Below are 12,487 nucleotides of genomic sequence, written 5' to 3' on the forward strand. Positions count from 1 at the left end.
ATGGCGCTGCACTTTCTCGTCGAGTCGTCGACGGACGCCGGCGTCGGCGGCGTCGTGTCGTTGGTCGGAGCCGAAGCCAAGCACGCGGCCGTCGTGCGACGACTTCGTGTCGGCGAGGCCGTCACGGTCGGCGACGGTGCCGGAGTGTGGCTGACCGGTGTCGCCGAAGAGGTGTCGCCCGCTCGCGTCGACGTGCGCATCGCAGAGCGTATCGAGCATCCCGCTCCCCATCCGCGGATCGTCCTCGTCCAGGCGCTCGCGAAGGGCGATCGTGATGAGCTCGCCGTGCAGGCCGCGTGCGAGCTCGGTGTCGACGAGATCGTGCCCTGGCAAGCGAGCCGGAGCGTGTCGCGCTGGGAGGGCCCGAAGGCGGTGAAAGGTCGGGAGCGCTGGGCGAGCATCGTGCGCGAGGCTGCGAAGCAGGCGCACCGCGCGTGGGTCCCGGAGGTGGCCGCGCCGGTTTCGACGAAGCAGCTCGCCGCGCGCGCCAGCTCGCAACGCGTGCTCCTGCTCGACCCGACGGCCCCCGCGCGGCTGTCCGAGATCGTGCCGGACGGCCGTGACCTGGTGCTCGTCGTGGGACCGGAAGGGGGGATCTCTGAAGAAGAGATCCATCGCCTGTCGGAGGCAGGCGCCGAGCGGGTGCTCCTGGGCGACACCGTGCTGCGCACCTCGACGGCAGGACCGGCCGCGATCGCGGTGCTGTCGGTCGCACTCGGCCGATGGTGAACGCGACTCGCCCGCCTGCTCACGGGTACAGGGCGGCGAGCGTGCTGCGGTCAGTAGACTTGACGGCATGACGGAACCCTCGATCTTCACGCGCATTCTGAACGGGGAGATCCCTGCCGAGATCATCGGCGAGACCGACCGCCTCTTCGCTCTGCGCGACATCGCGCCGCAGGCGCCCGTGCATCTGCTCGTGGTGCCGAAGATCGCGCAGTACCGCGATGTGACCGAGCTCGCTGCCGGGGATCCCGCTCTGCTGGCCGACATGATCGCCTTCGCGGGGAAGCTCGCCGCGGAGCACACCGAAGACGGCGACTTCCGCCTCGTCTTCAACACCGGCGCGAACGCCGGGCAGACCGTGTTCCACGTCCACGCGCACGTGCTGGGCGGCGGATTGACCGAGAAGAGCGTCGGTGCCTGAGAACCATGAACCCCACGAGCGCAGCCTGGGAGGTCAGCCTCCCGAGGCTGTCGAGAAGATCTACGCAGACGGCGTCGCGATGGTGCAGCTGCTCGGGCCCCAGGACCGGCTTCTGCGGATGCTCGAGAAGGAGCACCCCGGCGTCCAGGTGCTCGTGCGCGGCAACGAGATCACGCTCGGCGGCAGCACCGATGCGGTCGCGAAGGCGAAAGCGCTGGTCGAAGAGCTCCTCGCCATGACGAGGGCCGGGCATGATCTGGCTCCGAGCGATGTGTCGAGCTCTGCGCGCATGCTGCGCCAGGAAGGCGGACCGCGTCCGAGCGAGGTGCTGGGCGAGGCGATCCTGACCACCCGAGGCAAGGTGATCCGTCCGAAGACCCTCGGGCAGAAGGAGTATGTCGACGCGATCGAGGAGAACACGATCGTGTTCGGCATCGGCCCCGCCGGCACGGGCAAGACCTATCTCGCGATGGCGAAGGCGGTGCAGGCGCTGCAGCGCAAGGAAGTGACCCGCATCATCCTCACCCGTCCCGCCGTCGAGGCGGGGGAGCGGCTCGGGTTCCTCCCCGGCACTCTCACAGACAAGATCGATCCCTACCTGCGCCCGCTGTACGACGCGCTGAACGAGATGATGGACCCCGAGATCGTGCCGCGACTGATGGCGACGGGCACGATCGAAGTCGCCCCACTCGCCTATATGCGCGGACGCACCCTCAACGACTCCTTCGTCGTGCTCGATGAGGCGCAGAACACGACTCCCGAGCAGATGAAGATGTTCCTGACGCGTCTCGGTTTCGGCACGCGAATGGTCGTCACCGGCGACATCACACAGGTCGATCTTCCGCAGGGATCGTCGGGACTCCGCCTCGTCACGCGGGTGCTCGACGGCATCGACGACATCCACTTCTCTCGCCTCACCAGCGATGACGTGGTGCGTCACTCGCTGGTCGGGCGCATCGTCGACGCCTATAGCGAATACGACGAGAAGCGCACTGCGCAGCGCTTCGAGCGCGAGCAGGCGGCCGAGTTCGCCAACCGTGCCGACCGCCGAGGAGCGCAACGACCAGGACCGCGTGACCGCGCGCCGAAACGAGGACTCTCATGATCGAGATCAACAACGAGTCGGCCATCGACGTCGACGAGACCGTGCTGCAGCGACTGACCGATTTCAACCTCGCACAGCTGCACGTGAGCCCGGACGCCGAGGTGGCCATCGTCCTCGTCGACGAGGGCGCGATGGAGGCGCTGCACGTGCAGTGGATGGACGAGCCCGGTCCCACCGACGTGCTGAGCTTCCCGATGGACGAGCTGCGTCCCGGCACCGAGGATCGTCCGACCGCGCCCGGTCTGCTCGGCGATATCGTCCTCTGCCCGCAGGTGGCGGAGACCCAGGCTCAGGCCGCAGGACACACCCTGATGGACGAGCTCATCCTGCTCACCACCCACGGGCTGCTCCACCTTCTCGGATTCGACCACGCCGAGCCCGATGAGGAGCGTGAGATGTTCGGGCTGCAGAAGGAACTGATCCAGGGCTTCGCCGCAGCTGAACGCCGACAATGACCGCGGCCCTTCTGCTGATCGCCGCCGTGCTGCTGGTGGCGTTCGGCGGTCTCATGTCGGCGATCGATGCTGCCTACGGGGTCACCTCGCGCGCGGGCCTCGCCGACATGGCGACGGAAGGCCGCAGGGCCAAGGCCCTCGGGCGTATCGCCGCGGACCTTGATGCACACGTGAACGCCGTCGCGTTCATCCGCGTGTTGGCGGAGGTCACCGCGGCCGTGCTGGTGACGGTGGCGTTCACGATCCTGATCGAGAACAACTGGTGGGCGATGCTCGCCGCCGCCGTGCTGATGACGGCGATCACCTTCGTGCTCGTGGGCGCGAGCCCGCGCTCTTTCGGGCGTCAGCACGCCGAGGGCATGATCCGCGGCACGGCCTCGATCGTGCGTGGACTCCGCATCTTCCTAGGCCCCCTCGCCCAAGGCCTCGTCCTGCTCGGCAATCGCGTCACGCCCGGAACGGGGCGCAGCTCCTTCACCAGCGAGGACCAACTGCTCAGCATGGTCGACGAGGCCGCGTCGAACGACCTCATCGAAGAGGACGACCGCGATCTCATCCACTCGGTGTTCGACTTCACCGATCAGTTCGTCCGCGCGGTGATGGTGCCCCGCACCGAGATGGTGACCGTCGATGCCACGGCGACCACAGACGAGGCGATGTCGCTGTTCCTGAACCGCGGTGTGTCTCGGATGCCCGTCGTCGATGACGATGCCGACGACGTCGTCGGCGTGCTGTATCTCAAGGATCTCGTGCAGTTCGCCTACCGCGACGACAGCGCATGGCGTGCGGCCTCGATCCGCCCGATCGCACGACCGGCGACCTTCGTCCCCGAGTCGATGCGCGCGGAGACCCTGCTGCAGCAGATGAAGCGCGACGCTGTGCATGTGTGCCTGGTCATCGATGAGCACGGGGGGATCTCGGGGCTCGTGACGCTGGAGGATCTGATCGAAGAGCTCGTCGGCGAGATCTCCGACGAGTACGATCAGGTATCGGCGGAGTTCGTCGATCTCGGTCACGGACGATACCGCGTGAGCGCCCGCCTCTCGCTCGAGGACGTCGGCGATCTGTTCGGTCTCGAGCTCGAGGACGAGGACGTCGACTCGATCGGCGGTCTGCTCGGCAAGGCGCTGGGACAGGTCCCGCAGCCCGGTGCAACGGCGACCGTGGAAGGCTTGGTGCTCACGGGCGGCGCGTCGCGCGGTCGTGGTCGAGGAATCGCGACGGTGTTCGTGGAACGTGCGGCAGGGGAACCTGACGCTTCGCAGGATGAAGGAGATCGAGACGATGACTGACGAGACTCGAAGCGGGTTCGTGACATTCGTCGGCCGCCCCAACGTCGGGAAGTCGACGCTGACGAACGCTCTCGTCGGTGAGAAGATCGCCATCACCAGTGAGAAGCCCCAGACGACGCGTCGCGCGATCCGCGGCATCGTCAATCGTCCGGAGGGGCAGCTCGTCATCGTGGACACCCCCGGGATCCACAAGCCGCGCACGCTGCTCGGCGAGCGACTGAACGACCTCGTCGAGCAGGTGCTGGGCGACGTCGACGTCATCGGCTTCTGCGTGCCGGCGAACGAGAAGGTCGGTCCGGGAGACCGCCGGATCGCCGCATCGCTCGACGGGTACCCGCGTGCGAAGAAGATCGCGATCGTGACGAAGATGGACACGGCCGGTCGCGATGAGGTCACCGAGCGACTCCTGGAGGTCGATTCGCTGCGCGAGGACTGGGCCGCGGTCATCCCGCTCTCCGCCCTGACACGCGAGCAGCTCGACGTGCTCTCGGATGAGATCCTGACGCTGATGCCGAAGGGGCCGGCGCTCTACCCGGAGGGCATCACGACGGATGAGTCGCAGGAGGACCGGATCGCCGAGATGATCCGAGAGGCCGCTCTGGAAGGTGTGCGTGACGAGCTCCCGCACTCGATCGCGGTCGTCATCGACGACATCGCGCCGCGCGAGGGCACCGACTTGACCGACGTGCACGCCTCGATCGTGGTGGAGCGCGACAGCCAGAAGGCGATCATCATCGGACACAAGGGCAAGCGACTCAGCGAGGTGGGGGCGCGAGCGCGCGTCGGCATCGAGGAGCTGCTGGGCACGCGCATCTTCCTCGGGCTGCATGTGAAGGTCGCGAAGGAATGGCAGCGTGATCCGAAGCAGCTCGGCAGACTCGGATTCTGAGATGACATCCGGCATCACGTCGATGGCGGCGGGAAGGCCGCCGACCCCGACGACATGAGCGGTCGCAGCGAAGACCCGAATCCGCTGCGCAACGAGGTCTTCACCCGAGTGTTCGATGAGCACTGGGCAGCAGTGCGGCACCACATCGAGGGCGTCGTCGGCGCCGAGGACGAGGTGACCGAGATCGTCTCCGAGGTGTTCCTGCTCGCGTGGACCAGGCTCAGACCCGCACGACCGCCGAGCCGCGTCTGGCTGCTGCGGGCGACGGATCGGCGGCTGCGGGCTCGTTCCGGCCGGGCGTCCATGCCCTACGGTGCGCTCGACGCCGTGCATCTGGGGCTCTCCGGCGAAGAGAGCGGCCCTGATCAGCGTGTTCGCGTCGCGGTCCTGCGGGCTTTGGCTGTCCTCACTCCAGGTCAGAGGCGTATCATCATGCTCACGTACTGGGACGGACTCACGGTGGGGGAGATCGCGGAGTTGTTGCGCGCTTCCGAGTTCCGAGTGCGGAAGACGCTGGGACGCGCGCGGGATCGCCTGTGTGCGGAGCTGGGCCTGGAGGGGCGGACAACGGGTGATGACTGACAACGCCGTGCTCGAGCGGATGCTGAGCGATGCCGATCCCGCACCGACTCCGCGTGACGCTGCGCCCGACGCGCGGGCTCTGGCGACGCGCGACCGCATCCTTCGCACGAGCACCGCACCGAGGCGTCGCCGTCGGCGTGCACTCGGCTGGGCTTCCGGCCTGACCGCGGTCGCAGCCTCGACTGCTCTGGCCTTCGCCGTGTTCTCCCCACAGGGCGCGGCGGTGGCCGGGATGCCGTCACCGCTCGACTTCGACGGCTCGGTCACGGTCGCTCAGGTCGTCGACGGGGCCGATGCGAGCCTCGCCGCGACTACCGGTCCCGGCGTTCCGGAGCGCTCGGTCAGGACCGCCTCCTGGGGATTCAACGTCGAGGTCGATTCGAAGACCACGACGGTCGTGCCCCAGCTTTCGACGCTCACATGGGAACCGGATGGTTCCGGACGTGCCACCACGATCGACGGTGTTCCGTACGACCCCTCGGACGCGGTGGCGAGCAATGCAGCCGAGGTCACCAGCAGCGGAAGAGTGGTCAACGATCTGGTGATGGCACCCGGGGACTTCACGACTCCCTGGACAGCCGTGCCCGGCGAGACGCACGACGACATGGTGGCGATCCTCCGTGCGTTCGGAATGCCGGACGAGCCGACGGCATACGACGTGGAGACCGCATTCACCTCCGTCCTCGGCCAATGGACTTTGACGAATGCGCAGCACCGCGAGCTGTTGCTCCTCCTCGAAGACGCCGGTGGTGGTCAGGCGCTGGGGACGACGACGGATCGGCTGGGGCGACCCGTCACGGGCATCCGCGTGCAGTCGCCCGATGGGGCGGTGAGCGACGTGGTCCTGGTGTCCCGTGATACGGGAAGGATCGTCGGGGTGGAGCGCACCGTTCTGATCGCCGATGAGCTCTTCGCCGCGGGCTCGATCATCTCGTATCAGATGTGGGACGTCGATGAGGATGTGTTCCGATGAGGCGATCGAAAGCTCTCGGGGCGATCGTCCTGGGTCTGCTCGTGACGCTCGGGGCGACTCCGGCGATGGCGGCAGGCCCGAGCGATCGTGAGGTCGATCCTGCCGTCGCTGCCATGCTCGATGAGGTGCCGGGCGGCATCGTCGTCGACGCGACGCGAGCGGTGTGGCCGGACCTCGGCATGGAGCTGCAGGTCATCGGCATGTCGAGCGTTTCCGCCCGCACAGTCGGGGGCTGCGCGACCGGCAAGACCTGTGCATTCAATCTCGCGTCCCTCGGCGGGAGCATCCTGAGCTTCAGCTCGTGCAGCGTCAACGCCGTTCCTGCGAGCTTCGTGACCAGGTCGGCGGCGAATGCACGGGCTTCCGGCTACATGGAACCCCGAAACGGATCGACCGTGCTCGCCACGATCTACGCAGGGAACTGGTCCAACGTGTCGGGCACCGTCACGAACCTGCGCTGCGTCCTCTGAGAAGCGACGCCCGCTGTGACCTCGACTGAACGGCAGTGGATCGCGCCGGTATGGGGCTCGCCCGAGACCTGGGCGTTCGTCGAGCATGAGGTGCGCGTCCCCGCACCGGGTGAGGTCACGATCCGTGTCCATGCCGCCGGCGTGAACCCCGCAGACGCGAAGCATGTCGCCGTCTCCCGGTCGGGCATCGAGCTGCCCGTTCCGATCGGGTACGAGGTCTCGGGCGAGGTCTCGGCCGTCGGCGCGGACACCCGTATCGGTTCGGGTGCCGTCGACATCGGCGACGAGGTCATCGCCTTCCGCATCCGCGGTGGCTACGCGACCGAGATCACGGTGCCCTCCGAGAAGGTGTTCGCCAAACCGTCGACACTCACGCATCCCGAGGCCGCGAATCTGCTGCTCGTCGGTACCACGGCAGCCGAGATGCTCGCCGTCACCGGTGCGGCGCCGGGGGAGACGATCCTTCTCCACGGCGCTTCCGGTGCTGTCGGGGTGAGCGTGCTGCAGCAGGCACGGCTCCGGGGAATCCGCGCCATCGGAACAGCGAGCGAGGCCCGCCTCGACGAGGTTCGAAGGTTCGGAGGCGTTCCTGTGCGTTACGGATCCGGGCTCTCCGATCGTGTGCGCGAGCTGGCCGACGCTCCGATCGCTGCGGCATTGGACGCGGTGGGAACGCGGGAGGCCGTGGACGTGTCCCTCGAACTCGTCACCGACCGTGGGCGGATCGTCACGATCGCGGCCGCGGGTCGCGCGGGGGCCGAGGGCATCCTCGCCATCGCGGGTTCGATGCCGGAGAGCGCCCGTTTCCGCGATGAGGTTCGCGGCGAGCTGACCGCGCTGGCGCAGAACGGCGATCTCGTGGTCCCGGTGGCACGCACCTTCCCCCTGGCCGACGCCCTGGCGGCGCACCGGCTCCTCGCCACCGGCCATCCCGGCGGCAAGATCGCTCTGATCCCGTAGCTCAGTCGATCTCCCGGAGCGCGGACGTCACGACCACGACGCCGTCTCCGTACTCCGCATCCGCGGCGTCCTGGATGGTCCCGTCATCCCATACGACGCCGAGCCAGACGTAGCCGCGATCGGTGTGGACCGTGAGCGCCTCATCGCCGAGGCGGGCGGAGATGTCGTCCTGGATCCGGCTAAGGTCTTCGTTCGGCGTCGTGCCATCGACCCCATTCATCGGATCCGCCGGGGCGATCGGGTCGAAGAGCGCGAGCATGATCGGCGGATCGGTGTTGGCGAGTCGCTCACCGTCAAAGGTGGCGTACACGGCGTATGCGCCCCACGTCGTCTCCCCGCTGGACTCGCTGCCCTCCACACCGTCCCAGGACCAGTCGTCGACGGGAACACCCGTGCACTGCGGGGGATACGACTCCATGATCGCTCCCATGCACAGCTGCACCTCACCGCCCGCGTCCAGCACCGTGCCCACTCCGATGACACGCCCTTCGGGGAGGTCGGGCCGGACCTTCTCGAGGCGCTGCTCGGACGACGACGTCGTGCTCGTCGGAGCCGGGGCGCTTCCCGGACCCGTCGTGCACGCGCTCAGGAGCAGCAGGCCGACGGCCGAGGCCGCGGCGATGGACAGGCGACGCTGCGGTGTGCTCATACCGACGAGTGTCGGCGCCGTCCGGATCGTCTCACACTCGTCGAAACTGCGAGGGCATCCCTGCTAGCATGACGACATGCCTTTCGGCGGTCTGCTTCTTCTTAGCTGCCGCGACGAGTCCTAAAGCTAGGGCCTTCCTCGTCGCGGCGCTTGTGTTGGCCCGTTCATCTTAACGAAGAGAAGAAGCCCCATCATGCAGAACACTCAGCGCTCGTCCGCGATGCCGATCCACAAGTACCGGCCGTTCCACGAGCAGATCAACGTCCACCTGCCTGACCGTACCTGGCCCGATGCCCGCATCACCGAGGCCCCGCGCTGGTGCGCAGTCGACCTCCGCGACGGCAACCAGGCGCTCATCGATCCGATGTCGCCCGAGCGCAAGCGCGTCATGTTCGAGCTGCTCGTCAGCATGGGCTACAAGGAGATCGAGGTCGGCTTCCCCTCGGCGAGCCAGACCGACTTCGACTTCGTCCGTCAGCTCATCGAAGAGAACCTGATCCCCGACGACGTCACCATCCAAGTGTTGACCCAGGCGCGTGAGCACCTCATCGCCCGCACGTACGAGTCGATCGCCGGCGCCAAGCAGGCCATCGTGCACCTGTACAACTCGACGAGCGTGCTGCAGCGCGAGGTCGTGTTCCGCACCGATAAGCAGGGCATCATCGACATCGCTCTCGAAGGTGCGCGACTGTGCCGCCAGTTCGAGAAGACCATTCCCGACACGAAGGTCTTCTACGAGTACTCGCCCGAGAGCTACACCGGCACCGAGCTCGAGTTCGCCGTCGACATCTGCAACCAGGTGATCGAGGTGTTCGAGCCCACGCCGGACCGCAAGGTGATCATCAACCTGCCCGCGACGGTCGAGATGGCCTCCCCGAACGTGTACGCCGACTCGATCGAGTGGATGAGCCGCCACCTCGCGCACCGCGAGAACGTGATCCTCTCGCTGCACCCGCACAACGACCGTGGCACGGCGATCGCCGCCGCCGAGCTCGGCTACATGGCCGGAGCTGACCGCATCGAGGGCTGCCTGTTCGGCAACGGCGAGCGCACGGGCAACGTCGACATCGTCGCGCTGGGCATTAACCTCTTCACCCAGGGCATCGACCCGCAGATCGATTTCAGCGACATCGACCAGGTCAAGCGCACGGTCGAGTACTGCAACCAGCTGCCGGTGCCGGAGCGCAGCCCGTGGGCCGGCGACCTCGTCTTCACCGCGTTCAGCGGATCGCACCAGGACGCGATCAAGAAGGGTTTCGAGGCCATGGCCGTGCGTGCCGAGGCCGAGGGCGTCACGGTCGACGACATCGAGTGGGCCGTGCCGTACCTGCCCGTCGACCCGAAGGACCTCGGTCGCTCCTACGAGGCCGTCATCCGCGTGAACTCGCAGTCCGGCAAGGGCGGCGTCGCCTACCTGCTGAAGGCCGACCACGCGATCGATCTGCCCCGCAAGCTCCAGATCGAGTTCTCGGGCGTCGTGCAGGCGAAGACGGATGCCGAGGGTGGAGAGGTCACGAGCGAGCAGATCTGGTCGATCTTCAACGACGAGTACCTTCCGGCGATCGACACGGCGGCGAAGTGGGGCCGCTTCGAGCTGCTCGCCACGCAGACCCGCAGCGACATGTCCGGTGACGTCGCGCTCGACGTGGTCCTGCGCGACGACGATCAGCAGGTGTCCGTCACCGGCAACGGGAACGGCCCCGTCGCCGCCTTCGTCGAGGTGCTGCGCGGCCAGGGCTTCGACATCACGGTGTACGACTACGTCGAGCACGCTCTCAGCGCCGGCGGCGACGCGCAGGCGGCGGCCTACGTCGAACTGCAGGTCGGCGACCAGCGCCTGTGGGGTGTCGGTATCGACGGCGACATCTCTACCGCGTCTCTCAAGGCGATCGTGTCGGGTGTGAACCGATCGATCCGCACGCGTCAGCAGGAGCTCGCGGCCGTCTGACCGGCTCCCCTCGACGACGACGGCGGCCGGAATCCCACGAGGATCCCGGCCGCCGTCGTCTGTGCGCGTGCTTCGGTGTCAGGGGGTCTGTTCGACCCATTGCACCAACTGCCAGACGAGTCCGTTCGGATCGGCGAACTGGCAGTAGCGCTCACCCCAGGGCTCGGTCTCCGGGGGAGTGATGATGCGTGCTCCGGCGTCGGAGATGCGGGCGAATTCACGGTCGATGTCGTCGACGACGAACACGAGCAGCGTGCCTTCTCCTGCGGAACCGGAGATCTCCTGCGGGCGGAACGTACTCAGCCCGGTTTCGAGGAAGATGATGTTCTGTGGCGAGCCCGGGTGTTGCAGGGAGACGAAGCCCTCGGCGGACATCGCCTCCTCGAAACCGAAGTGGGTCTTCGCGAAAGACGCCGAGGCGGCGACGTCGGCGACGTTGAGCGAGATAGCGGTCTGAGTGATGTTCACGGCTCTCCTGTCATAAACTACGTACAACGTACAGAGTTAAGGCGTCGACGAGGAAGGGTATTCCGAAATGGCCAAGAATCTCGTGGACCTGCTCTGGCGCAAGGACGCCTCCGACCGAACGGATGGCCGTCGCGGCCCCCGAGCCCGCGTGTCGGTCGACGTCGTGGTGTCCGGGGCGATCGAACTCGCGGACGCCGGTGGGGCCGAGGCGATGACGATCCGTGCGCTGGCGCAGTCGCTCGATCTCACCGCGATGTCGGTGTACACGCACGTCAACAGTCGGGCCGACCTCCTCGTCCTGATGGTCGACGAGGTTCACATGAGGATGGCGACGTCACCGGACGTCGAGGCGGGGTGGCGAGCGCAGGTGCGTCGCGTGGCCGACGAGAATCTCGCGCTGTTCCGCGCGCACGCATGGATGCTGGACATCGACGATGCTCGGGTCGTCGTCGGCCCCGGAACGATTGCGAAGTACGACCGCGAGTTGGGGGCGTTCGACGACACCGGACTGTCCGCCGTCGAGCGTGATGCCGCGTTGTCGTTCGTTCTCGACTTCGTGAGGGCGACGGCGGCGAGAATGCGCGCAAGCGCAGAGAGGGAGCGGTTCGGACCGTTCTGGGCCGACGCCGCGCCGCGGTTGACGAGCTATCTCGGTGCGGACTTCCCTCTCGCCCAGGCCGTCGGAGACGCGGCGGGCGAGGCGATGGACGGCCCTTACGACGCCGAGGTCGCGTGGGAGTTCGGTCTGGCGCGGGTGATCGACGGGCTCGCCGGCATCATGTCGGACTCGCCGGCGCGCTGAAGAGTGCCGTGTGTCTCAGCGGTCGGCGCTGGGCTTGACGATCGCGATCGCGCCCGTCTCCGCGGCCACCTTGCGACGGTAGATGCGCCGCTGCTCGGGTAGGGAGACGTCGAACGTGACGGCGAGCACGCGGATGACGGCCGTGACGGCGATGCCGATGACCGCCGCGAGCGTGATCGGCATCCCGAGAGCGACGGCGATCACGATGAACGTGCATCCGGCCCCCGCGGCGACCGCGTAGAGCGAGCCGACGTGCATGATCGCGGTCGGAAGGCCCATCAACATGTCGCGGAGCACGCTGCCGCCGACCGCGGCGCAGACGCCGATGAAGACGGCGGGAACCTCGGGGATCCCGAACGCGAGGGCCTTGCTGGTGCCGAAGGCACCGAACATGCCGATGACCACGGCATCGAGGACCACGATCACGGTGTTCAGCCGGGTGAACAGCCCGGCGAGCAGCATGCCGAGCAGCGCTGCCCCTCCCGCCGTGACCAGGTACCACTGGTTCTGCAGCGTGGCGGGTGTCTGCCCGAGCAGGATGTCGCGGATCAGGCCGCCGCCCATCCCGATCATGATGCCGATGATCGAGACGCCGAGCCAGTCGAGCCGTCGCTGGCCTTGGAACCCCGATGCGAACATCGCACCCTGCACCCCGCCGAGGCCGACGCCGAGCAGGTCCGCCCACAGCGGAATGGTGAAGAGCGGTTCGGTCACGCGTCCATTCTCGCGTACGGAGGATAATCGGAG

Annotated in this window: 15 protein-coding genes; 12 read left to right on the top strand and 3 right to left on the bottom strand. The window is 67.4% G+C overall.

From position 1 onward, the window contains the following. The 10 genes from ACIQLD_RS01175 to ACIQLD_RS01220 all read left to right on the top strand — a co-directional run bounded on the left by ACIQLD_RS01175 (nt 1) and on the right by ACIQLD_RS01220 (nt 7,873). A complete protein-coding gene (locus tag ACIQLD_RS01175) occupies nt 1-729 on the top strand; it encodes a 16S rRNA (uracil(1498)-N(3))-methyltransferase (RefSeq protein WP_402604092.1) in 729 nt (242 codons plus the stop codon). Nucleotides 730-796: 67 nt separating this feature from the next. Beyond that, the gene (locus ACIQLD_RS01180) at nt 797-1,147 is read left to right on the top strand and encodes an HIT domain-containing protein (protein WP_402604095.1); all 351 of its coding nucleotides are present in this window, start codon (nt 797-799) and stop codon (nt 1,145-1,147) included. A 79-nt stretch (nt 1,148-1,226) separates the two neighbouring features. After that, nucleotides 1,227-2,252, top strand: a complete 1,026-nt coding sequence (locus ACIQLD_RS01185) for a PhoH family protein (RefSeq protein ID WP_402608466.1) — start codon at nt 1,227-1,229, stop codon at nt 2,250-2,252. Further along, nucleotides 2,249-2,707 carry an rRNA maturation RNase YbeY gene (gene ybeY, locus ACIQLD_RS01190; RefSeq protein WP_402604098.1) on the top strand — a complete coding sequence of 153 codons (459 nt, stop codon included), beginning with the start codon at nt 2,249-2,251 and terminating at the stop codon, nt 2,705-2,707. Before ACIQLD_RS01185 ends, ybeY begins: the two co-directional genes overlap by 4 nt. Continuing rightward, the gene (locus ACIQLD_RS01195) at nt 2,704-3,999 is read left to right on the top strand and encodes a hemolysin family protein (protein WP_402604101.1); all 1,296 of its coding nucleotides are present in this window, start codon (nt 2,704-2,706) and stop codon (nt 3,997-3,999) included. Before ybeY ends, ACIQLD_RS01195 begins: the two co-directional genes overlap by 4 nt. Then, complete coding sequence (gene era / locus ACIQLD_RS01200; protein ID WP_402604103.1) at nt 3,992-4,888, top strand: GTPase Era; 897 nt, start codon at nt 3,992-3,994, stop codon at nt 4,886-4,888. The genes ACIQLD_RS01195 and era overlap by 8 nt, the downstream gene beginning before the upstream one ends. Nucleotides 4,889-4,942: 54 nt before the next feature. Continuing rightward, entirely contained in the window at nt 4,943-5,470 is a 528-nt protein-coding gene (locus ACIQLD_RS01205) for an RNA polymerase sigma factor (protein ID WP_402604105.1), read from the top strand. Continuing rightward, nucleotides 5,463-6,443, top strand: coding sequence for a hypothetical protein (locus ACIQLD_RS01210; protein ID WP_402604108.1), 981 nt, complete (start codon nt 5,463-5,465; stop codon nt 6,441-6,443). The genes ACIQLD_RS01205 and ACIQLD_RS01210 overlap by 8 nt, the downstream gene beginning before the upstream one ends. Next, nucleotides 6,440-6,913, top strand: coding sequence for a hypothetical protein (locus tag ACIQLD_RS01215; protein WP_402604111.1), 474 nt, complete (start codon nt 6,440-6,442; stop codon nt 6,911-6,913). Before ACIQLD_RS01210 ends, ACIQLD_RS01215 begins: the two co-directional genes overlap by 4 nt. A 15-nt stretch (nt 6,914-6,928) precedes the next feature. Continuing rightward, nucleotides 6,929-7,873, top strand: coding sequence for an NADP-dependent oxidoreductase (locus ACIQLD_RS01220; RefSeq protein ID WP_402604114.1), 945 nt, complete (start codon nt 6,929-6,931; stop codon nt 7,871-7,873). Nucleotide 7,874: 1 nt separating this feature from the next. On the opposite strand, the gene ACIQLD_RS01225 is transcribed toward ACIQLD_RS01220, so the two are convergent. Further along, nucleotides 7,875-8,522, bottom strand: coding sequence for a hypothetical protein (locus ACIQLD_RS01225; protein ID WP_402604116.1), 648 nt, complete (start codon nt 8,520-8,522; stop codon nt 7,875-7,877). Between the two features lie 193 nt (nt 8,523-8,715). On the opposite strand from ACIQLD_RS01225, the gene leuA reads away from it, so the two are divergent. Beyond that, nucleotides 8,716-10,470 (top strand): 2-isopropylmalate synthase, encoded by a 1,755-nt coding sequence (gene leuA, locus ACIQLD_RS01230; protein ID WP_402604118.1) that lies wholly within the window; start codon nt 8,716-8,718, stop codon nt 10,468-10,470. Nucleotides 10,471-10,548: 78 nt separating this feature from the next. Here leuA and ACIQLD_RS01235 read toward each other — a convergent pair whose 3' ends face one another. Further along, nucleotides 10,549-10,938, bottom strand: coding sequence for a VOC family protein (locus tag ACIQLD_RS01235; protein WP_402604121.1), 390 nt, complete (start codon nt 10,936-10,938; stop codon nt 10,549-10,551). Between the two features lie 67 nt (nt 10,939-11,005). Between ACIQLD_RS01235 and ACIQLD_RS01240 the strand changes: the two genes are divergently transcribed. Next, nucleotides 11,006-11,740: a TetR/AcrR family transcriptional regulator C-terminal domain-containing protein gene (locus ACIQLD_RS01240; RefSeq protein WP_402604124.1), complete on the top strand. Its 735-nt coding sequence runs from the start codon at nt 11,006-11,008 to the stop codon at nt 11,738-11,740. 15 nt (nt 11,741-11,755) lie between these two features. Here the strand turns inward: ACIQLD_RS01240 and ACIQLD_RS01245 are convergent, their stop codons facing one another. Then, nucleotides 11,756-12,454 (bottom strand): trimeric intracellular cation channel family protein, encoded by a 699-nt coding sequence (locus ACIQLD_RS01245; protein WP_402604127.1) that lies wholly within the window; start codon nt 12,452-12,454, stop codon nt 11,756-11,758. Nucleotides 12,455-12,487 lie beyond the last annotated feature (33 nt).

Source organism: Microbacterium sp. NPDC091662 (genome assembly GCF_044756705.1).
Lineage (GTDB): Bacteria > Actinomycetota > Actinomycetes > Actinomycetales > Microbacteriaceae > Microbacterium.